Annotated in this window: 18 protein-coding genes and 2 pseudogenes; 11 read left to right on the forward strand and 9 right to left on the reverse strand. The window is 73.7% G+C overall.

Going from position 1 to position 19,301, the window contains the following annotated elements; all coding sequences use genetic code 11:
• Positions 1 to 149: 149 nt before the first annotated feature.
• The 3 genes from CCZ36_RS32480 to CCZ36_RS32490 are packed head-to-tail and all read right to left on the reverse strand — an operon-like array spanning position 150 to position 4,188.
• Positions 150 to 2,297: an iron ABC transporter permease gene (locus CCZ36_RS32480; RefSeq protein WP_128819184.1), complete on the reverse strand. Its 2,148-nt coding sequence runs from the start codon at positions 2,295 to 2,297 to the stop codon at positions 150 to 152.
• A gap of 2 nt (positions 2,298 to 2,299) precedes the next feature.
• Positions 2,300 to 3,274: an ABC transporter substrate-binding protein gene (locus CCZ36_RS32485; RefSeq protein WP_069739353.1), complete on the reverse strand. Its 975-nt coding sequence runs from the start codon at positions 3,272 to 3,274 to the stop codon at positions 2,300 to 2,302.
• Between the two features lie 8 nt (positions 3,275 to 3,282).
• Positions 3,283 to 4,188 (reverse strand): ABC transporter ATP-binding protein, encoded by a 906-nt coding sequence (locus CCZ36_RS32490; RefSeq protein WP_199887485.1) that lies wholly within the window; start codon positions 4,186 to 4,188, stop codon positions 3,283 to 3,285.
• A gap of 393 nt (positions 4,189 to 4,581) precedes the next feature.
• Between CCZ36_RS32490 and CCZ36_RS32495 the strand changes: the two genes are divergently transcribed.
• Positions 4,582 to 5,025, forward strand: a complete 444-nt coding sequence (locus CCZ36_RS32495) for a subtilase-type protease inhibitor (RefSeq protein ID WP_069739354.1) — start codon at positions 4,582 to 4,584, stop codon at positions 5,023 to 5,025.
• A 199-nt stretch (positions 5,026 to 5,224) separates the two neighbouring features.
• Here CCZ36_RS32495 and CCZ36_RS32500 read toward each other — a convergent pair.
• From CCZ36_RS32500 to rpmG, 5 genes and pseudogenes are all read right to left on the reverse strand, one after another.
• A pseudogene (locus CCZ36_RS32500) lies at positions 5,225 to 6,843 on the reverse strand (MFS transporter).
• Positions 6,844 to 6,939: 96 nt separating this feature from the next.
• Positions 6,940 to 7,188, reverse strand: coding sequence for a 30S ribosomal protein S18 (rpsR, locus tag CCZ36_RS32505; RefSeq protein ID WP_069739356.1), 249 nt, complete (start codon positions 7,186 to 7,188; stop codon positions 6,940 to 6,942).
• Between the two features lie 86 nt (positions 7,189 to 7,274).
• Positions 7,275 to 8,429: a CobW family GTP-binding protein gene (locus CCZ36_RS32510; RefSeq protein ID WP_069739357.1), complete on the reverse strand. Its 1,155-nt coding sequence runs from the start codon at positions 8,427 to 8,429 to the stop codon at positions 7,275 to 7,277.
• Positions 8,426 to 8,680 (reverse strand): type B 50S ribosomal protein L31, encoded by a 255-nt coding sequence (locus tag CCZ36_RS32515; RefSeq protein ID WP_006129269.1) that lies wholly within the window; start codon positions 8,678 to 8,680, stop codon positions 8,426 to 8,428. The genes CCZ36_RS32510 and CCZ36_RS32515 overlap by 4 nt, the downstream gene beginning before the upstream one ends.
• Before the next feature lie 59 nt (positions 8,681 to 8,739).
• Complete coding sequence (gene rpmG / locus CCZ36_RS32520; protein ID WP_069739358.1) at positions 8,740 to 8,904, reverse strand: 50S ribosomal protein L33; 165 nt, start codon at positions 8,902 to 8,904, stop codon at positions 8,740 to 8,742.
• Between the two features lie 70 nt (positions 8,905 to 8,974).
• Here rpmG and rpmB point away from each other — a divergent pair, with 70 nt between their 5' ends.
• Both rpmB and rpsN read left to right on the forward strand, forming a co-directional pair.
• Positions 8,975 to 9,211: a 50S ribosomal protein L28 gene (gene rpmB / locus CCZ36_RS32525; protein ID WP_032765457.1), complete on the forward strand. Its 237-nt coding sequence runs from the start codon at positions 8,975 to 8,977 to the stop codon at positions 9,209 to 9,211.
• Complete coding sequence (gene rpsN, locus CCZ36_RS32530; RefSeq protein ID WP_006129272.1) at positions 9,211 to 9,516, forward strand: 30S ribosomal protein S14; 306 nt, start codon at positions 9,211 to 9,213, stop codon at positions 9,514 to 9,516. Before rpmB ends, rpsN begins: the two co-directional genes overlap by 1 nt.
• Positions 9,517 to 9,591: 75 nt before the next feature.
• On the opposite strand, the gene CCZ36_RS32535 is transcribed toward rpsN, so the two are convergent.
• Complete coding sequence (locus CCZ36_RS32535) at positions 9,592 to 10,869, reverse strand: hypothetical protein (protein ID WP_128819186.1); 1,278 nt, start codon at positions 10,867 to 10,869, stop codon at positions 9,592 to 9,594.
• A 211-nt stretch (positions 10,870 to 11,080) separates the two neighbouring features.
• Here CCZ36_RS32535 and CCZ36_RS32540 point away from each other — a divergent pair, with 211 nt between their 5' ends.
• The 8 genes and pseudogenes from CCZ36_RS32540 to CCZ36_RS32570 all read left to right on the forward strand — a co-directional run bounded on the left by CCZ36_RS32540 (position 11,081) and on the right by CCZ36_RS32570 (position 19,291).
• Positions 11,081 to 12,061, forward strand: coding sequence for an ABC transporter substrate-binding protein (locus tag CCZ36_RS32540; RefSeq protein WP_069739360.1), 981 nt, complete (start codon positions 11,081 to 11,083; stop codon positions 12,059 to 12,061).
• Positions 12,058 to 13,119: a FecCD family ABC transporter permease gene (locus CCZ36_RS32545; protein WP_069739361.1), complete on the forward strand. Its 1,062-nt coding sequence runs from the start codon at positions 12,058 to 12,060 to the stop codon at positions 13,117 to 13,119. The genes CCZ36_RS32540 and CCZ36_RS32545 overlap by 4 nt, the downstream gene beginning before the upstream one ends.
• Positions 13,116 to 14,174 carry a FecCD family ABC transporter permease gene (locus tag CCZ36_RS32550; RefSeq protein ID WP_069739362.1) on the forward strand — a complete coding sequence of 353 codons (1,059 nt, stop codon included), beginning with the start codon at positions 13,116 to 13,118 and terminating at the stop codon, positions 14,172 to 14,174. The genes CCZ36_RS32545 and CCZ36_RS32550 overlap by 4 nt, the downstream gene beginning before the upstream one ends.
• Before the next feature lie 29 nt (positions 14,175 to 14,203).
• Positions 14,204 to 15,058 carry an ABC transporter ATP-binding protein gene (locus tag CCZ36_RS32555; RefSeq protein WP_128819187.1) on the forward strand — a complete coding sequence of 285 codons (855 nt, stop codon included), beginning with the start codon at positions 14,204 to 14,206 and terminating at the stop codon, positions 15,056 to 15,058.
• A 68-nt stretch (positions 15,059 to 15,126) separates the two neighbouring features.
• Positions 15,127 to 15,261: a streptamidine family RiPP gene (gene amiA / locus CCZ36_RS36270; protein WP_006129278.1), complete on the forward strand. Its 135-nt coding sequence runs from the start codon at positions 15,127 to 15,129 to the stop codon at positions 15,259 to 15,261.
• A 133-nt stretch (positions 15,262 to 15,394) separates the two neighbouring features.
• Positions 15,395 to 16,363, forward strand: coding sequence for a hypothetical protein (locus CCZ36_RS32560; protein ID WP_128819188.1), 969 nt, complete (start codon positions 15,395 to 15,397; stop codon positions 16,361 to 16,363).
• Positions 16,360 to 17,927 (forward strand): annotated as a pseudogene (locus CCZ36_RS32565) (CocE/NonD family hydrolase). Before CCZ36_RS32560 ends, CCZ36_RS32565 begins: the two are co-directional and overlap by 4 nt.
• The gene (locus CCZ36_RS32570; RefSeq protein ID WP_128819839.1) at positions 17,924 to 19,291 is read left to right on the forward strand and encodes a YcaO-like family protein; all 1,368 of its coding nucleotides are present in this window, start codon (positions 17,924 to 17,926) and stop codon (positions 19,289 to 19,291) included. Before CCZ36_RS32565 ends, CCZ36_RS32570 begins: the two are co-directional and overlap by 4 nt.
• Positions 19,292 to 19,301: the final 10 nt, after the last annotated feature.

A 19,301-nucleotide genomic window follows, 5' to 3' on the forward strand; every position in this document is an offset into this window, starting at 1 on the left:
ACCCCGGCGCGCGCTTCCTTCGGACGGACGACGGCCGCGCGGTCTTCGCGGGCGGCTCGGGGCGGTACCGCTTCACGGCCTGAGGCGGCCAGGACGAGAGGGACGCCGTACCGGCGGGCCCGGACCCGCCGGTACGGCACTTCGGCCCGTCAGCCCTCGCGCCTCGACCGCCAGAGCAGCCAGATGAAGTACGGGGCGCCGATCACGGCCGTGAGCAGGCCGACGGGGATCTGCGCCGGGGCGATGACCGTCCGGCCGACCGTGTCGGACACGACCACCAGCAGCGCGCCGAGCAGCGCGCTCACCGGAAGCACCCGCGTGTGCCGGCGGCCGACCAGGGCGCGTGCCGCGTGCGGGGCGACGAGGCCCACGAACCCGATCACCCCGACCGCCGCCACGGCCCCCGCCGTCAGGAGGACGGCGAGGCTCAGCAGGCCCAGCCGGGTGGCGCCGAGCCGCACGCCGAGCAGGGCGGGCGTCTCGTTGTCCAGCCCGATCAGGTCCAGTTCACGGCGCATCACCGCCAGGACGGGCAGGGCGACGACCAGCGCCACCAGCACCGGAAGCAGCTCGGGGAACGTCCGCCCGTACGTCGAACCGCCCAGCCAGGCCAGCGCCTTCGTCTCGTTGTACGGGTCGGTGAGCACGATCAGCAGACTCACGAACGCGCCCGCGCCGGCGTGCACACCCATACCGATGAGCACCAGCCGGTTCTGCTCCAGACCACGGCGTGCGGCGAGGCCGAACACCAGCGCGGCGGCCGCCGCCGCACCGGCCAGCGCGGAGCCGCCGATCAGCCAGAAGCTCGCCAGCGGTACGACGGTGAGGACGGCGACCGCGCCCACCCCGGCCCCGCTGACCACACCGAGGACACCCGGCTCCGCGAGCGGGTTGCGCGAGACCGCCTGGACGACGGCTCCCGCGACCGCCAGGGCCGCACCGGCCAGCAGAGCGGCGGCGACCCGGGGGACCCGGGTGTCCAGGACGTAACTGACGAACCGTCCCGACCGTCCCGCGAGCCAGTTGCCCACATCGCCCAGCAGCAGCGTCGCGTCGCCGAAGAGCGTCGCCACCACCACCGCGCCGAGCAGCCCGGCCGTCGTCGCCACCAGGGTGACGGCGAACGCGCGCCGGCTGCGCAGCCGGGCGAACGCCGTCGAGCCGCTGTCCGTGCCCATGTCCCGGGACCGCTGGGCCAGAACGATGAGGACGAGCGCACCGAAGCAGGTCGTGACGATGCCGGTGGGCACCTCGGCCCCCGCCTGGGCGCCGAACACCGCGCGCAGCAGCACATCCGCGCCGAGCACCACGAGCACGCTCGCGAGCGCCGACGCGGGGATGAACGCCCGGTGCCGGACCAGGCCCGGAACCCAGGTGCTGAGCAGCCGGACCGCCGCGGGCGCGCACAGGCCGACGAAGCCGACCGGCCCCGCGACCGCCACCGAAACCGCCGCCAGCAGCACCGCGAGGATCACGGCGATGGAGCGGGTCAGCCGGGGGTTCACGCCCACCACCGCCGCGCCGTCGTCGCCGAGGGCGAGGATGTCGAGCCGTCGGCCCATCAGCATCAGCCCGGCGAACGCCACGAGCGCGAGCGGGGCGAGCCGGTCGATGGACTGCATGCCGATCTGGGCGAGCGAGCCGTTGCCCCAGGCGAACAGGCCGGTCGTCTGTTGGGAGCGCAGAAGCAGCAGCATCCCGCTCAGCCCGGAGAGCGCGAGGGTGAGCGCGGATCCCGCCAGCACCAGCCGGATGGGCCCGGCCCCGGCCCGGGACAGGCCGAGCACGACGGCGGCCGCGATGAGTCCGCCGAGGAACGCCGTGGCCCCGGCCGGCAGTGCGGGCAGCGAGATGCCGAACGCGGCGACGGTGACCACCGCGAGATAGGCACCCGCGTTCACGGCGAGCGTGTCGGGGGACGCCAGCATGTTGCGCGACACCGACTGGAGGGCCGCGCCCGCCGCGCCGAGCGCACAGCCGACCAGCAGCCCCGCGGCGAGCCGGGGCAGCCGGGAGTCCAGGACCACGGCGGCCGTCTGCTCGTGCGCGGTCCGGTCGGACGACGAACCGGTCGCGAGCTGCCAGAGCGTGTGCAGATCGACGGCGGCGGTGCCCTGGCTCACGTGCGTGAGCGCGAGGGCGGCCAGCCCGATGAGCCCCGCGAGCGCGAGGAGGGACATCCGGCCGCGACGGGCCGGTGGGCCGGACGCCGCCGGGGACGCGTCCCCGGCAGGACCGGCCGCGCCCGCCCCCGGCTTCACGGGGGCGGGCGGGGCGGGTGTGGTGCTGGTGCTCATCGTCAGGCGGTCAGCGCGCCGACGAGGGCGTCGATGTACTCGCGCATCGACGCGGTGCCGCCGAACATCCAGATACCGTCGGGCAGTCGGTGAACCTCGTCGTTCTTCACGAACGGGAGGGACTTCCACACCGCGTTGTCCTTGAGACCGTCGGCGAACGGGTCTCCGCCGTCGGCGTCGTTGGCGATGTAGGCGAACTGCGCGTCGCCGATCTTCGTGAGCCCCTCGACGTCGGTCGCGGCCAGACCGTAGGCCTTGTCGCCCTTCAGCTTCCACGGGTCGACGAGGCCGAGTTCGGTGTTGACGTCGGAGAGCAGCGAGCCCTTGACGTACGGGCGCACCGAGACCTGGTTGCCCTCCTGCCAGCCGTCGGCGAAGGCGACCTTCTCGCCGTCGAGCCCGGCGTCCGCGAGCTTCTTCCTGCCGTCCGCGATCGCCTTGCGGAAGGAGTCGATCTCGGACTTGGCCTTGTCCTCGGTGCCGGTGGCCCGGGCGATGAGGTTGACGGTGTCGACCATCTGGTCGATCTGCCGGCTCGCGTCGGCCGAGCGGACCACGGCGACCGGGGCGGCCTTCGACAGCTGCGCGATGGCGGAGTCGGACAGGTCGGTGGTGGCGACGATGAGGTCGGGCTTCAGACCGGCCACCGTGGCGACGCTGGGCTCGCCCCGGGTGCCTATGTCCTTGACTCCCTTGGTGAGCGGGGCGGCCGTGTCGTAAGCGGTGTAGCCCTTGACGTCGGCGACGCCGACCGGCTGCACGCCGAGGGTCACCAGCGTCTCGACGACGTTCCACTCGGTGCCGACGACGCGCTTGGCCGGCCCGTCGAGGGTGATCTTCTTGCCGCGGGAGTCGGTGACCGTGACCGCGCTGTCCCCCGCGGACTCCCTCTTGGGCGCCTCGGTGGTGCCGCACGCCGTGAGGGCGAGGGCGGCCGCGGCGGCGAGGACGGGCCACGTCAGGTGCTGGTTCTTCATGAGGATGTTCAGGGCCTTTCGGTACGAAGGTGGTGGCGGCCGACCGCGCGGGTGCGCGGGATGCCGGTGGGGGAGTCGAGTTCGACGTCGATACGGATGCCGTAGGCGTCGGTGAGCCGCTCGGGGGCGTACACCTCCGCGGGCGTGCCCGCGGCGACGATCCGCCCGGACGAGAGGAGGACGACCTGGTCGGCCACGGCGGCGGCCTGGTCCAGATCGTGGAGCACGACCCCGACGGTGACGCCGTGGGTGTCGGCGAGATCGCGGACGAGGTCGAGGATCTCCACCTGGTAGCGCAGGTCGAGATAGGTGGTGGGCTCGTCGAGCAGGAGGACGTCGGTGTCCTGGGCCAGACAGCAGGCGAACCAGACGCGTTGCAACTGCCCGCCGGAGAGGCTCTCGACCCCGCGGTCGGCGAACTCGATGAGGTTCGTGACCGTCAGCGCGTGCTCGACCATCCGGGCGCCGTCCGGGTCCGCTCCCCGGATCCGGCCCCGGTAGGGGTGCCGGCCGAATCCGACTACGTCGCGCACGCTGAGACCGGCCGGCGCGTTGCGGCTCTGCGCGAGCAGGGTGACCCGGCGGGCGAAGTCGGAGCGCGACAGGGCGAGGGCGTCGACGGGCGCGGAGTCCTCGGCCTGGCCCGCCACGGTCACCGTGCCGGTACGGGCCTTGTGCAGCCGGGCCACGGCTCGCAACAGGGTGGACTTCCCACTGCCGTTCGGCCCGATGAGCGCGGTGACACGACCGCGTGGCAGCCGGAGGTCGGCTTCGTGCACGACGTCGGTGCGGTCGTACGCGATCGTCATGTCGCGGGCGTCGAGGCCCGCGTCGGCGGGCAGGGCGGTGGCACCGGCGGCGGGCGCGGAGCGCCGTGGCGGCGGGTCTTCTCGGTCGAGGGCAGGAGCGATCACGACCGTGAGGTTAGCCTAACCTAAATTAACCTGGTCAAGAGGGATTCGGAATTGTGTCCTCCGCGTGATCCCGGACGGCTCGCCAAGGGGGTGCGCGGAGGGGGCCGGAGGTCGTTCGTGGCCTCGGATGGCGGTACTTTCCGGCCGAAGCGGTGAATCGGCGCATCGGCGAGCTCCGGAGTATGCGCAGCTCAGGCGGTCGTTTCGCATTGAACCGCTGAGATCTGTCCATATGCTGGACGATGCGCGCGAGGCCTCTGAGCTGCCCGAATGACCATTCGGTCGGTTCGAACGCGCGTCTGCGGCTGGAAGCTGGCCGTCGATGTGCGCCTACTTTCCGCATGCGTAAGACTCCTGACCGCAATCAGGCACCCGAGCAAGGAGTTTTCACCCATGCGACGCAACCCTCACGGCATCTTCGCAACCATCACCGCGAGCACGCTTCTGCTCGGCGGATTCGCGACCGCCACCGCGCAGGCCGCACCGGCGAAGGCGGAGAGCCTCTACGCACCCTCGGCGCTCGTCCTCACCGTCGCTCGCGGCGAGGACCCGCTGACCGCCACCGTCGAGCGGGCCGTGACGCTCGCCTGTGCCCCCACCGCCGAGGGGACCCACCCCGACCCGGCCGCGGCCTGCAAGGAACTGGCGGCGGTGCAGGGCAAGTTCGCCGCACTCGCGACCGGCCCGTCGAACCGGACCTGCACCCGTCAGTGGGACCCGGTCGTGGTGACCGCCCACGGCGTGTGGCAGGGCAAGCCGGTCCAGTTCAGCACCACGTACGGCAACGCGTGCGAGATGGCGGGCAGCATGAACGACAACGCCGTCTTCGCCTTCTGACCCACCGGGGCGTGCCGACGCCGGGCTGACGGAGTGCCTCACCGTCCCGCCCGCCGCGTCCGGACCTCGGCCCCGCCCGGCGTGCCCCGCACACGCCCATCCGTCCACGACGACCGGGAGCCTGCGGTCGCCCCAGCCGTTTCCGCCACGGCAGACAGCGACGCGCCCCGGTCGGTTGGTCACGAACCCGTCGGCCCGCTCACCGTCCGGAAGGCGCCTCCTCCGTCACCCGGGTTCCCGGATGGCGCAGCGAGATCAGGAACGCGATCCCCAGGGCGATGGCCATCCCGTAGAAGACCCACTGGTTCGCCTCGGCGAAGTCCATCCGGATCGCCGGCATCGAGTCCCGTACGGCTTCGGCCACCGGGCCCGAACCGGACGGCCCGCGGGAGTCCCCCTGGCCGGTCACCGACTGCGCGATGGACTCGGCGATCCCGTGCGACTCACCGTCCGGCACGCCCTTGCCCCGCAGGGTCTCCTCCACCCTGGTGACCGTCGTATGGGTCAGCATCGTGCCGTAGACCGCCAGTCCGATGCTCGCCGCGAAGTTCCGTACGGTCTGGGTGATGCCGGTGACCTCGCCGTAGCTGGCGTCGATCGCCCGGTTCACCGCGTCCGTCGAGGCCGGCGCCAGCAGCAGTCCGATCCCCGCGCCCGCCATGGCCGCGTACAGCCACTGGTCGTGCATCGAGAGCGTCGTCAGCTTCCCCGCCCACAGGGCGAACCCGACCGCGCCGAGCGCCGTGCCGAGCTTCATCGCGGGACGGGCTCCGCGCTTGTCGAGGATCCGGCCGCCCCACTGGGAGGCCAGCCCGAAACCGATGAAGAAGTACAGCAGGTACAGCGCGGCCTGGTTCGGCGACGCGCTCAGCGAGACCTGCGCGTACACGGAGGCGAAGAAGAACACCGGGACGAACGCCATCATGGCGAAGAACAGCACGGCGTTGTCGACGCTGAACGCCAGGTCGCGGAAGACCCGCAGTTTGATCAGCGGGAAGCGGGCGCGCAGCTCCAACCGGCAGAAGACCGCCAGCACCACCAGACCGCCCGCGATACAGGCCCAGGTGGCGACGGAGTCCCAGCCCCAGGTCGACGACTGCTGCAAGCCCAGCACCGTCAGCGCCATGCCGACGGCGACCAGAGCCGCCCCGGGCAGGTCCAGCGGTTCGCGGCGGGACCGCTCCGGGACCCTGGCCAGCAGGGCCAGTACGATCGCGACGACGGCGACGGGGACGTTGACCCAGAAGATCGCCCGCCAGGTCCACGTGGTGAGCCAGCCGCCGAGCAGCGGTCCGATCGCGGTGAGCGCCCCGGAGATTCCGAAGAAGAGCGCCAGCGCCCGCCCGCGCCGCTCCACCGGGAACACGGCGATGACGACGGCGAGCGCCGCGGGGAACATCAGGGCCGCCCCGAAGCCCTGGACGGCCCGGAAGCCGATCAGCCAGGCCTGCGCGATGTCACCGGAAGGCACCGCGCCGCACAGCGCGGAGGCGATGACGAAGACGAGTGTGCCGATCAGCATCACGCGGCGGTGCCCGAAGATGTCGGACAACCGCCCGCCCAGCGCGAAGAAGGCGGCGAGCGTGAGCAGATAGGCGTTGACGACCCACTGCATCTGCGAGGAGGTGAGCCCGAGTTCGTGGATGATGTCCGGGGCGGCGATCGCGACGATGGTCTGGTCGATGAACGTCATCGACACGGCGAACAGCATGGCGGCGAGAGCGAGGCCCTGGTTCGGGGGCCGCCCCGTCGGCCCGCTGTTCCCGGATCCGATGTCCTCGGACCGGGGGCGCCCTCCTCCGGGATGTCTCTGCCCATACGTCCATGGTGCTCGGGGTGCGGCCGTGGTGCATTCCGAGGCGCGGACGCGGCCCCCGCCGCGGGACGTATTCCAGGAGGCGGGGGCCTCGCGCGTCACTTGCCGGCCGCGGCTCCGGAGTACGGCAGCAGGGCCATCTCGCGGGCGTTCTTGATGGCCGCGGCCATCTGGCGCTGCTGCTGGGCGCTGATCCGGGTGACGCGGCGGCTGCGGATCTTGCCGCGGTCGGAGATGAAGCGCCGCAGCAGATCGGTGTCCTTGTAGTCGATGTACGTGATCCCGGCGGCGTCCAGCGGGTTCGGCCGGTTCTTGAGCGGCTTGCGGGGGTCGTGCTGACGTGCCATGAGGCGTCCTCGTGCTCGGTGGTCGGGTGCGCGTTCGGTGGATGGGGGCGGGGGGTCGAGTGGCTGCGGGAGCGGGCCGGCCGGTCTCAGTGCACCGGGTCGAGGAGCGCGTCGAACGCGGCGGGCAGGGTCTTCCACGCTTCCCGGCCCGACCCGTACTCCTCGTCCGTGAGGAGGCAGGAGTCCAGCAGCCCGGTCAGCCCCTCGCGGTCGAGGCCGGGGGAGACGAAGACCAGGTGCTGGCAGCAGTCGCCGTGCTCGGGGTGCCAGTCCAGCGCGGCGGCCGCCTGCCGGTAGGGCGGCACCATGGACCAGGCGGCGTCCGGGAGCGAGGCGAGCCAGGGGCCGGTGTTCTCCACGCAGAGCGCGCCGCCCGCCGCGTCCCAGGAGAGCAGGGTGTCGGGCCGGTCCGCGAGCCAGAACCGGCCCCGGCTGCGGGCCGCGGCGCAGCTGAGGTCCTCCAGTGCGTCGAGCAGGCGCTCGGGGTGGAAGGGACGGTGCCGCCGCCAGACGAGCGTGCCCACCCCGGCCTCCTCCGCCTCCTGCGGAAGCAGCGCGCAGGCCGGGTGCTGGCCGGCCGCCGCCGCCTCCACGTCGAATCCGGCGAACGCCAGACGGGTCAACTCATCCGATCCTGAAGCTGCCTGACGGGCGGTCGGGTTCAACTGCCGGATCAGGGCGCGGTCCTCGTCGTCGGCCGCCGGATTCGGCGCCACCGCCAGGACGGGGGCGTACTCCACCTGCCGGGCCCAGGTGTCGCCGATGGTCCGCCGGTCGCCCGGTGCCGCCGCGAGACCTGCCTCGGCCAGATCGTCGCCGTTGGAGAGGCAGGGCAGCACGAGCGTGGGGTCGATCGCCGTGAACACGTTGGTGACCTCGGCGGCGTCGGTGTGCGCGGCGATCACCTCGGCCATCGACTTCGGCTCGACGGAGTCCCAGAGCTCCAGGACGGCGAGCCGGGTCCTCCCGTCGCCCGCCAGCCGTTCGAGTTCCGGTACGAGGTCCTCGCGCAGGGCGCAGCAGGCGCACTCGTTCACCAGCGGCGCCTCGCCGGAGGCCAGCTCCCCGCCGGCGTTCCGCAGGGAGCGCCGGACCGTTCCGCCGGTGGCCGTCGACAGGTCGTGGTGGAGCGCGACGCTGTGCGGTACGTCCCGCAGCAGCCCTTCCACGACCTCCCCGCGCGCCTCGGCGTGCAGGCCGCAGACGACGACGACCGGCAGTTTCGTGCGACGCCCGCTCACCGGGCCTCACCGCGTCCGTAGCGGCGCTCGAAGCGCTCGACGCGTCCGGCGGTGTCCAGGACGCGGGCGGTGCCGGTGTAGAAGGGGTGGCTCGCGGAGGAGATCTCCACGTCGACCACCGGGTAGGTGTTGCCGTCCTCCCAGGTGACCGTGCGATCGCTGGTCATGGTCGAGCGGGTCAGGAACGCGAAGTCGGCGGCCTTGTCGCGGAAGACGACGGGGCCGTAGGAGGGGTGGATTCCGGGCTTCATGACGGTGTCCTCGGGGGCGATTCAGGGGTGTGCGGAGGGTGTGGGACGCCAGGAGGGCGTCAGCGGTCCTCGCGGAAGTCGACATGGCGGCGGGCGACCGGGTCGTACTTGCGCAGCACCATCCGGTCGGGATCGTTCCGCCGGTTCTTACGGGTGACGTAGGTGTAGCCGGTCCCCGCGGTGGAGCGGAGCTTGACGACCGGGCGTACTTCGTTGCGAGCCATGGGCGCTACTATATGGCAATGGTTTCCATTTTCAATAATGGATGCGTCGAAGGAGAGGCAGGTAACTTTCATGTCCGCCCACTGCCAACTGACCGGCTCGAAGCCGGGATTCGGCAACAAGATCTCCCACTCGCACCACCGGACGTCCCGCCGGTTCGACCCGAATGTCCAGCGCAAGCGGTACTGGCTGCCCGGTGAGGGGCGCTATGTGCGTCTCACGCTGAGCGCCCGGGCGATCAGGACCGTCGACAGCATCGGCATCGAAGCCGCGGTCGCGCGCATCCGCGCGCGGGGGGAGAAGGTCTGATGGCGAAGAAGAGCAAGATCGCGCGGAACGACAGCCGACGGGCGACCGTCGAGCGTTACGCGGCCCGCAGGGCCGAACTGAAGGAGATCATCCGCCGGCCGGGCACCCCGGAGCGCGAGCGTCTCGCCGCCGTGGAGGAGCTGCGCCGCCAGCCGCGCGACGCCAGCGCCACCCGGGTCCGCAACCGGGACGGCGTCGACGGCAGGCCGAGGGGGTATGTGCGCAAGTTCGGCCTCTCCCGGGTCCGGATGCGGGAGCAGGCCCACGCGGGCTTCCTGCCCGGGGTGACCAAGTCCTCCTGGTGACGCGGGGCTGATCCGGAGAAGGGTGGCGGGCGGTGGCACGGCGAGGTCCGCGGGCCGCCGCCCGCCACGCCGGTCTCAGCGGCCGACCGGGTCGGCGTGCGCTCCGTCCCCCGGCGTCACGAGGGCGAGATGGCCCCCGTCGTCCAGGGGCGTCGGAACGGTCAGGGTCGAGATGAGCGCCGCCTTGTCCGCGTCGAAGACGTGGACCTCGCCATGGCCGCCCCGGCTGACCGCGACCAGGCCCCCACCGGGAGAGGCCGCGACCGCGCGCCGCTGCACGCCGTCCCAGGGGGTCCCGCCGCGCCGGGGTGCGCCGGACATGGCGGGCAGGGGCAGCCGGGCGCCGACCTCGGGGCGGGGCCCGGCTGCCGGGGGAGCGGTGAGCAGGATCAGCTCGTCGCCGTCCGGGTGGACGCGGGTGAACGCGATGTGCCGGGCGGTCACCGCGAGCCTGAAGACCAGCCCGGGCCCCAGACCGAGCCGCCCCGTCTCGCCGCTGTCCAGGTGGTGCCACCATGCGTCGTTGGACCAGTCCGGCCACTGGCCGGGGTCGCCCGGCCCGCCGCGCACGCACGACCAGAGCATCCGCCGAACGGGATCGAGCCGCAGGTAGTAGCCGCGCCCGCCGGAACGCCCGTCGGCGGACCAGGGCAGGGGGGTCTCGGCGGTCAGGTCGTCCCCCTCCCGTCGCGCGCGGTGCACGCCCGATCCCGCCGAGGCGAACAGCCGCCCGGAGAACGGGTCGTGGGCGTCACCGTGCCCGTCGTCGTCCGGCAGGGCGATCCGCCGCACCGGAACCGCCGGCGGACAGGAGGGGGCCGACCGCATCAGCTCGCGGTGCCGGTGGACCAGCAGTTCGCCCGGCTCCCGGTGGCGTACCACGACGAGCGGGGACGCCCCGCCGAGGACCGTGACCCCCGGTTCGCCGGTCCGTCCCCGTACGCGTACGGCGACGGCGCCGTCCGGGGCGTCGAGGTCGACGGCCGTCAGCAGTCCGGTCCACGCCTCCTCGTTGCGGCCGAGGCCGGTGGTCACCGCGAGGCGCCGTCCGTCCGGGTCCGCCGCCAGATGCTCGGCGGGGACCGCCACCGGTATCCGCCGCCGGACGAGCGGCCGCCCGGCGCCCGGGCCGTACGGATCGAGCACCAGCAACTCGCCCGCCCGCTCGTCGACACAGGCGAGGAGCCCGTCGGGCAGCGCGAGGAACCCCGCGTGCTCGGAGAGGTGCCGGTGATTCAGTTCCGCCCGCTCCGTGCCGTCCGGGAGGTCGAGGAGGCTGACGCGCCCCGCGACATGGTCGGAGACCAGCAGGCGCGGCGGCGCGTGGGGATCGGGTGGCGAGGTGTGCGGCATGGCGAACTCCTGGGGCGGGCGGGGCCGGTGAGGGCGGCGGGGGTGGTCGGGCATTCCGGAGACCGGTGGATCCCGGCGGAAACCCCACTCACTTTATTGGAAATGATAATCATGTGTAAGGTTTCGCCTTGTGGCGGGGATCGCTCCCGGGGCTCCGCCGTCAGCTCTGCCGCATCCCCGGGACCGCACAGGAACGTTGAGGGACCCGTCGATGCCACGAACCGCGCTGAGAGTCCGCCGCTGGGCCGCGATCGCCGTACTGGGAGGCCTGCTGGCCGGCTGCGGCACCGAGAACGCCGACTCCGGGAAACCGGCCGCGGCGGCGGGTGCCGAAGCCCGTACGACCACAGAGGTGCGGCCCATCGAGGCCGCTACCCGGATCACCGACGCCAAGGGCGTCACGGTCTCCCTGCCGAAGCCGCCGGAGAGGATCGTCTGCCTGGTCGCCCTCTGCGACGACATCCTCGTCGAACTGGGCATGACCCCCACCGCCACCAACTCCCAGGTGCTCGCGCACCCGAAGTTCCTGGGGAAGGAGAAGGCGGCGAGGATCCCGGTCGTGCCCGGCGGCTTCCTCAGCCCCGAGGTCGAGGCGGTCCTGTCCCACAAGCCCGACCTGGTCATCGGTCTGGAGGACACGCACGGCAAGCTCGCCCCCGCACTGAAGGGCGTCACGGCCTTCTGGCCCGTCCAGCCCGGATCCTGGCAGGACAGCGTCGGCTATCTCCGCGACCTCGCCGCACTCACCGGCCGTACCGCGCAGGGCGAGAAGGCGGAGAAGACCTTCCGCACCCGCCTGGCGGAGGCGGAGGAGCAGAAGAGCGACAAGACCGCGCTGATCATCTACGGCAGCGACGAGAACTTCGGCGTCGCCACCCCGGAGACCGACGTGGCGGCCGGACTGTTCCCGAAGATCTCCCACTACCCGTGGAAGAGCCGGGGCGTCGACGGCAGTTACAGCCTGGAGGAGATCCTCGCCCGGGACGTCGACGTCCTGTTCGTGGAGACCCTGTCCTTCGGCGCGCCCGACGGGAAGCTCTCCGACAAGCTGGCGAAGAACCCGCTCTGGTCCCGTATCCCGGCCGTGAAGAACGGCAAGGTCATCGAGGTCGACTCCGAGGTGTGGGCCAAGGGGCGCGGTACCCGCTCCCTGGGCCTCGTCCTCGACGAGGCGACGGCCGCACTGCGGTGAGGCGTCCGCCCGTGGCGCTGCTCTGTCTGGGCGCGGCGGCCGTGGCGAGCGCGGTCTGCGCGCTCAGTCTCGGCACGCCGTACGTCCCGCCCGCACGGCTCCCGGCCACGCTGGGGTCCGACGGGCTCGCGGGGCTCGTCGTCACCGAACTGCGGCTGCCCCGCATGGTGCTGGCCCTGATCGCGGGGGCCTGCCTGGGCGCCGCGGGCCTCGTCCTCCAGGAGGCCCTGCGCAACCCGCTGGCCGTGCCCGAGATGCTGGGGGTCTCCTCCGGAGCGGCCCTGGGCGTCGCCGCACCGCTGGTCCTGGCCCTGGCCGTGCCCCTCGGGCTCCAGCCGTTCCTGGCCCTGGGCGGGGCGGCGCTCGGGGGACTGCTCACCCTGGTCGCCGCCGGGTTCGGGCGGAGCCCCTCGGCGGTCCTGCTGACCGGGGCCGCCGTCGCCGCCGCGCTCCAGGCCGCCCTGCTGGTGCTCATGGTCATGGCGGATCAGCTCGACCTCCAGCTCATCTACCGCTATCTGCTGGGCAGTCTGTCCGCCCGCACCTGGGACGACGTCACCGGTCTGCTGCCCTGGCTCGCCGTGGCGGTCCCGGCACTGGTGCTGTGCGTTCCGGTCCTCGGCGTACTGCGGCTCGGCGACGACGACGCCCGCGCACTGGGCGTACGGGTCGAGAGGGCGCGGGTGGCCGCGCTGGGCATCGCCGTCGTCCTCATCGCCCCCGTCGTCGCGGTCTGCGGGCCGGTGGCCTGGGTCGGCTTCCTCGCCCCGCACCTCGCCCGCCGCCTCCACCCGGACGGCGGCGCGGCCGGGTGGCTCGTCCGGTCCGCCGTGTGCGGCGCGATCGTCGTCCTCTGCGCCGACCAGCCGGCCCGGCTCGCCCTCGCACCGGTCGAGACGCCCGTCGGCGCCTGGACCGCCCTCGTCGGCGTGCCGGTCGGGGTCGTGCTACTGAAACGGGGGCGGCGGCCCGCCCGGGACCGGGGGCCTGCCACCCTCGCCGCTCCGGTGACTTCGCCGGACGCCCTCGCTCCCGTCCTGCGGAAGGCGGAACGATGACCTTCGTCGACACCGCGCCCGGACCGGTCCGCCGGACCCTGCGCGCGCCGGGCGTCCGTCTGGGCGGCCTGGCGCTGCTCGTCGCAGTCGTCGCCTGCGCCGGACTCTTCGCCGGTCGGGGCGTCACCCCCGACAGCGTGCGGGCCGTGCTGCTCGGGGCCGGCGGCGACCCCACCTCCGAGCACATCGTGCTCCAACTCCGCTTGCCCCGCGTGCTGGTGGCTCTGGTCGCGGGGGCCTGCCTCGGGGTTGCCGGACTCGTGCTCCAGTCGGCCCTGCGCAACCCGCTGGCCGGGCCCGAGGTCACCGGTGTCACCCCCGGCGCGGTGCTCGGTGCGGTGACCGCGACCGGCCTCGGTCTCGCGGGGTGGGAGTCCCCGGCGGCCGTGGTCGTGGCGGCCTGCGTCGGCGGCTTCGCCGGGGCGGGACTGCTGTGGCTGCTCACCGGGCGGGACCGGGGCGACCCGGAACAGACCGCCGTCTACGGAGTCCTTGTGTCGGCCGTGCTCGCCGGACTCACCGCGGTCGTCCTCCTGGTGGCTCCCGGTGAACTCGGCAGCGTCGTCCAGTGGTTGATCGGCTCCACCGAGGGCCGGGTCTGGCAGCACTGGAATCTGCTCTGGCCGTGGGCCGCCTTCTGGGGTGCGGCGGCCTGGCTGCTCGCCGGGCCGCTGACCCTGCTGCGCTGCGGTGACGAACAGGCCGCCGCCGCGGGCCTGGCCACCGGCCGGGGCAGGGGGGCGGCGCTCGTGTGCGCGGTGGCGCTGACGGCCGGCGCGGTGTCGGCGGTGGGCGCCCTCGGGTTCGTCGGGCTGCTGGTGCCCCATCTGGCACTGGCCGTCTTCGGCGCCGATCTGCGCGTCACGCTCCCGGGCGCCGCGCTGCTCGGCGCGGCGGTGGTGTGCGGGGCGGACGCCGTGGCCCAACTGCTGTCCCGGCTGCTGGCCACCGCGCTCGACGCGGACCGGCTGACCCTCCCGGTCGGCGCCCTGACCACCTGTGTGGGGGCGGGGCTGCTGCTGGTCGTGGCACGCCGACGGGCGGACGAGAGATGAGGGAGAGAACGAGGGAGAGGACAGTGGAGATGAGCGCGACGGAGAGCGCGACCCCGAAAGCCCCGGACGTCGTCCGGGCGGAGGGACTGGCGTTCGGCTACCCCGGACGCCCGGTGCTGCGCGGGGTGGACCTGAGTATCCGGGCCGGTGAACTGGTCGCCCTGATCGGGCTGAACGGCTGCGGCAAGAGCACCTTCCTCAAGCTCGCCGCCGGGCTGCTTGCCCCGAGTGGCGGGCGTGTGCTGCTCGGCGGCGACGACGTGGCACGGCTGCCCCGCCGCACCGCCGCCCGGCGTGCGGCACTGCTGCACCAATCGGCACCGTCCGTACCGGGGTTGACGGTACGTCAACTCGTGCGTCAGGGGCGTTATGCCGCGCGGGGGCCGCTCGGGATGCTGCGGGAGGGCGATGACGAGGTGATGTCCCGGGCGCTCGCGGACGTCGGTGTCACGGCCTGGGCCGACCGGCCCGTGGACGCGCTGTCCGGAGGTGAACGCCAGCGTGTCCGGCTGGCCATGGCGCTGGCTCAGGACGCCCCCGTGCTGTTCCTCGATGAGCCGACCACCTATCTGGATCTACGGCACCAGCTGGAGGTGCTCCAGACGGTCGTACGGCTGCGCAGGGAGCGCCGGCTGACGGTGGTGATGGTGCTGCACGACCTCAACCACGCCGCCCGGTTCGCCGATCGGATCGTCGCGCTCCGGGAAGGCCGCATCGCCGCCGACGGGCCCCCGGGCGAGGTGGTGACCCGGCATCTGCTGGCCGAAGTCCTGGGCGTGGAAGGCCGGGTGGGGATCGACGACGAGGGCGGCTGGCCCGTCTGTTACCCAGATCACCCTCTCGAACCGCTCCAGCTATTGCGGAATGAAAATCATATTCATTAATGTCTGTGCTGCGGCTCGCACCAACGCCGCGACCCACACCCATCCGATATGAATGGAGGCTTCAACTCATGGAGCAGAACAAGGTGTTCAGCCCGATCGCCGACCAGGGCCAGCTCGCCCACCTCTCCGCCACGCACTCGAACGCCCTCGTCGAGAACCCCTTCGACGACGCCGTCGAGGCCGACACCGCGGCCGAGAAGTAAGCGACGCCTGCCGCTGAAGGCAGGTCTCCCGCATGGCGCGGGGCGGGCCCGCCCGGTGACAACCCGGGCGGGCCCGCCCCGTTCGGCCCGATCACCCCGTCCCGCCGTCCCTCTCTCCGACCCGGAGGATTCCGTGACCCGCAGTCGACTCGCTCCCGGTGCCGGGATCGTCACCGTTCCCGGCGCCGCCCCCGTGCTCCGGACCTCCGGAGGAGAGTTCCTGCGCATCGACACCGGAGACGTCACCGGGGAAGCCCTGGTGCGCCGACTGGCGGGCGAGGAGACGCCGGACGGGGAGACGCCCGGCAAGGAGACGCCGGGCGAAGAGTCGCAGACCGCCGGACTCGCCCGGCTCGTCGAGGCGTTCGAGGCCGGTGGGCACGCCGTGTCCACCCCGCCCCGGGCCCCGCTCGCCGGCCGCACCGTCCATGTCGTCGGCGACCCCGTGCTCACCGGGCCCATGGCGCGCTGCGCCGGGGCGGAAGGGGCCGAGGTGCACAGCATCACCCCGGACCGGGTGGCGGAACTCGCGCGGACGACCCGGGACCCCCGCACCGAAGGCCGCGTCGCCGTGGTGTGGTGCCTGGACTCGCCCGTCCCCGAAGGGCTCTGGGACGCGGCGGACCGGCTGCCGGATCGACGTATCGCCTGGCTGCGCTGCCACCGCGAGGGCTCCCACAGCTGGACCGAGCCCCTTGCCGCGGCCCCGGGAGACGTGACCTCCCGGCATGTCCGACTCCGCAGGCTCGCGGCCACCCCCGCCCATCGCGAACTCGCCGCGTACTGGGCCGGGCACCGCACCCCCGACACCGGACCGCACCCCACCGAGGCATCCGCCGCCCTGATCGCCGCGCTGCTCACCGCCGATCTGATCGCCTGGACCGAAGCCGAAGCCGAAGCCGAAGCAACGGGCGGGCGCGCGGGCGGTTCGGGTCGGCAGCCGGCCGGTGTCCCGGCCCGGCGCCGGCTGCGCCGGGTTGATCTGCGCGATCTCACCTTCACCGAACACGCCGTCCTCCCCGTCCCGGACGTCGCGCCACTGCCCGCGCCGACACCGGCGGGGACGCGCGCACGGTCCGGCGCCGCCGAGGCCCGCCCGTGAACACCCGTACCGTGTCCGTCCTCACGCCGGACGGCACCCCGCTCGCCACCGACGTATGCCTCCCGGACGGGGGCCGCCCCCGCCCCGCCGTCCTGATCCGCACCCCGTACGGGCGCGATGCCCACCGTGCCGAGCTGCGTGGCTGGGCGGCACACGGATTCGCCGCCCTCGCCCAGGACGTACGCGGCCGCCACGGCTCACCGGGGGAGTGGCACCCGTACGGGGACCACGAGAAGGCGGACGGAGCGGCCACGGTCGCCTGGGTGCGCGCACAGGCGTGGAGCAACGGAGAGGTCGTCGCCGTCGGCGCCTCCTACGCGGCGTACTGCGCCCTCGTCACCGCACTCGACGGCCCCGACGGCCCCCGGGACGCCGTTGCCGAAAAGGGCTTTGCGACGGAGTCCCCGACGCCGTCATCGCCGCCGTTCCCGCGCTCGGGCTCACCGAGACCGCGCGCGAGCACGGGGGGCCGGAGCGGCTGTGGGCCCGGGCCGGCTGGTGGGCGGCCCACGGCGACCGGCACGACTCCGACCCGGACGCGCTGGGGCGCGCGCTGGCCGACGCCCCCCGGCTGCTCGAACACCTCCCGGTCGCCGGCCTGGGGGAGCGGCTGGCCGCGGGTCTCGGGCGTGAACTGCCTTCCTGGCCCCGGCTCTGGGCCGACCGGGAGCGCGGCCGCCTCGTGGCGCTCGGCTCCGCGGCCCGCCTTCCGCTGCTCGCCGTCGGTGGCACTCGCGACCCCTTCGCCGAGGACACCGTGGCCCTCTGGCGCGGCTGGGGCGGACCGGCGCGTCTGCTGCTCGGCCCCTGGGGGCACCGCCTCACCGCCGACCGGTCCGCGCCCGCCCGCGCGCGTGTCAACCTCGGCGCCCTGTACGTACGATGGGCCCGCGCCGCGCTCGTCGGGCGACTGGATCCGGCCCGCCACGGGGTCATCGCCCTCGGCGACAGCGGCCGTTGGCACAGCATCCACCGGGCGGTGTCCTCCTCCGAAGCCGAGTGCCGTTGGCCCTTCGCGTCGTCCACCGGTCTACGGCTGCTCCACGGAGCCGAGTTCAACGCCGACCCGGAGCGCCCCGTGCGCTCCGACGACCTCGCCGTCCCGGTCGACGGCGGCCCGGCCGACCGCTGTCTGCTGCTCTCGCCGCCGCTGCCCCGCCCCCTCGACCTGGCGGGGGCCGCCGTAGCCCGGATCAACGCCACCGCCGACACACCGTCGGCCGACTGGGCCGTGCGCCTGACCGCGCTCGACCCGTCCGGCCGGGCCGATCCGCTCGCCTTCGGCATCGTCCGGCGCGCCGCCCCGCCCGGCGAAGCCGCGGACATCACCGTGCCGCTCGGCACCCTGGGCCGCAGGCTGCCCGCCGGTACCCGGTTGCGGGCCGAGATCGCCGGACACCACTTCCCCGCCCACGCCCGCAACCCGCACACCGGCGACGACCCGGTCACGGCCACCCGCCTCACCCCGTCCCGCCGCACCGTGAACCCCCGGGGCAGCGCCCTCCACCTGCCCGTCGTCGCCCGGCGCCACTACGTCGAGCCCGTACCGGAGATATGCCGTTGACCAGCGCCCTGCCCCTCGAAGCCCTCGTCGACCCCGTCAGCGGGGTCGTCCGCGCCGTCGCACCCGTCGAACACCCCGCCGGTGCGCCGCCCCGCTACACCGCGATGACCGCCGACGTCGCCGACGCCCGCCGCCTCGGCGCCTGGCCCGCCGACCGGGTCTCGCTCGGCACCACGTTCGGCGACCCCCGGGGCGCCTGGATCGCCGCGGTGGCCGAGGCCGTGGAGCGCTACTGCGGCAACCGCCTCCCGCCGCCCGGCCACCCCCAGGAGCCCCGGCGGGCCACCGCGGCCGAGCTGACCGCCGAGGGCGCCCGCCTCTACGGCCCCGGCGCTCTGCCGACGTACGCACCGTGGCAGTACGGCCGCCCTCGCTTCCCGTACGGCGAACTCACCCCCGACACACCGGCACTGTGGACCCGGGCGGTCGAGAACGGGGAACCCTGCTGGGCCCCCGTCGCGCTCACCCACCTCAACTGGCGTCAGGGGGAGCTGCGTTCACTGCCCCGCACCCACCACCTCAACTACGCCGGCATCGCCACCGGGCAGGGCCTCGACGACGCCGTCGAGCGCGGGCTCCTCGAAGTCGTCGAGCGCGACGCGCTGGAGCTGTGGTGGCACCTGGACGGGCCCACCCGCGGCATCGACCCGGCGAGCGTACCCGGGCTCACCGACGACCTGGCCGACTGCGGGCTGGACGTGCACATCGTGGAGATGCCCTCCGAGTTCGCCCCCTGCGTCGCGGCCCTCGTGCACGACCCCGGGCGCGGTATGTACGCGGCGGGGTTCGCCTGCCGGTACGACCCGGCGGAGGCCGCCCGCAAGGCCGTCCTGGAGGCCGTGCACACCTGGGTGTTCACCCAAGGCACGGTGGACGCCGACGGGTGGGTGTACCGGGCGATCGAGGCCGGGATGCTCGCCCGCGGCCTCTACCTCGACCACCGGGCCGACCGGCGCTACCTCGATGACTGCGGGCCCGAGTTCGCCGCCGTCCGCGACCTCGGCGCCCATGTCCAGGTGTGGCTGGACGCCCGGATGACCCCGCTCGCCCGCCGCTTCACCGAACCCGCCCTGGGCGTCGTCCCGGTCGCCGCGATCGCTCCCGGCAGCCGCAGTGCGCTGGACACGGCGCTCGCCGCCGGGGGCCACCGGGTCGTCACCGCGGACCTCACCACGGAGGACGTCGCCGAGACCGCGCTGCGCGTCGCCCGGGTCCTGGTCTCCGGGCTCATCCCCAACGCCCCGGCGGCCTTCGGCTACTTCGGCTGCCCGCGCTTCGCGGAAGCGGCGCTCGCCCGGGGCTGGCGCACCCAACGCCCGACCGGTCCGGGCGACTTCACTCTCGCCCCGCCCCCGCACATGTGATGGAGCACGC

It is taken from the genome of Streptomyces sp. S063, assembly GCF_002832675.1.
In the GTDB taxonomy this organism is placed as follows: Bacteria; Actinomycetota; Actinomycetes; order Streptomycetales; family Streptomycetaceae; genus Streptomyces; species Streptomyces sindenensis.

Coding starts and splice junctions, on each gene's coding strand:
- CCZ36_RS32480 (WP_128819184.1), bottom strand. CDS start 2,297: ATGAGCACCAGCACCACACCCGCCCCGCCCGCCCCCGTGAAGCCGGGG.
- CCZ36_RS32485 (WP_069739353.1), bottom strand. CDS start 3,274: ATGAAGAACCAGCACCTGACGTGGCCCGTCCTCGCCGCCGCGGCCGCC.
- CCZ36_RS32495 (WP_069739354.1), top strand. CDS start 4,582: ATGCGACGCAACCCTCACGGCATCTTCGCAACCATCACCGCGAGCACG.
- rpsR (WP_069739356.1), bottom strand. CDS start 7,188: ATGGCACGTCAGCACGACCCCCGCAAGCCGCTCAAGAACCGGCCGAAC.
- CCZ36_RS32515 (WP_006129269.1), bottom strand. CDS start 8,680: ATGAAGCCCGGAATCCACCCCTCCTACGGCCCCGTCGTCTTCCGCGAC.
- rpmG (WP_069739358.1), bottom strand. CDS start 8,904: ATGGCTCGCAACGAAGTACGCCCGGTCGTCAAGCTCCGCTCCACCGCG.
- rpmB (WP_032765457.1), top strand. CDS start 8,975: ATGTCCGCCCACTGCCAACTGACCGGCTCGAAGCCGGGATTCGGCAAC.
- rpsN (WP_006129272.1), top strand. CDS start 9,211: ATGGCGAAGAAGAGCAAGATCGCGCGGAACGACAGCCGACGGGCGACC.
- CCZ36_RS32535 (WP_128819186.1), bottom strand. CDS start 10,869: ATGCCGCACACCTCGCCACCCGATCCCCACGCGCCGCCGCGCCTGCTG.
- CCZ36_RS32540 (WP_069739360.1), top strand. CDS start 11,081: ATGCCACGAACCGCGCTGAGAGTCCGCCGCTGGGCCGCGATCGCCGTA.
- CCZ36_RS32550 (WP_069739362.1), top strand. CDS start 13,116: ATGACCTTCGTCGACACCGCGCCCGGACCGGTCCGCCGGACCCTGCGC.
- CCZ36_RS32555 (WP_128819187.1), top strand. CDS start 14,204: ATGAGCGCGACGGAGAGCGCGACCCCGAAAGCCCCGGACGTCGTCCGG.
- amiA (WP_006129278.1), top strand. CDS start 15,127: ATGGAGCAGAACAAGGTGTTCAGCCCGATCGCCGACCAGGGCCAGCTC.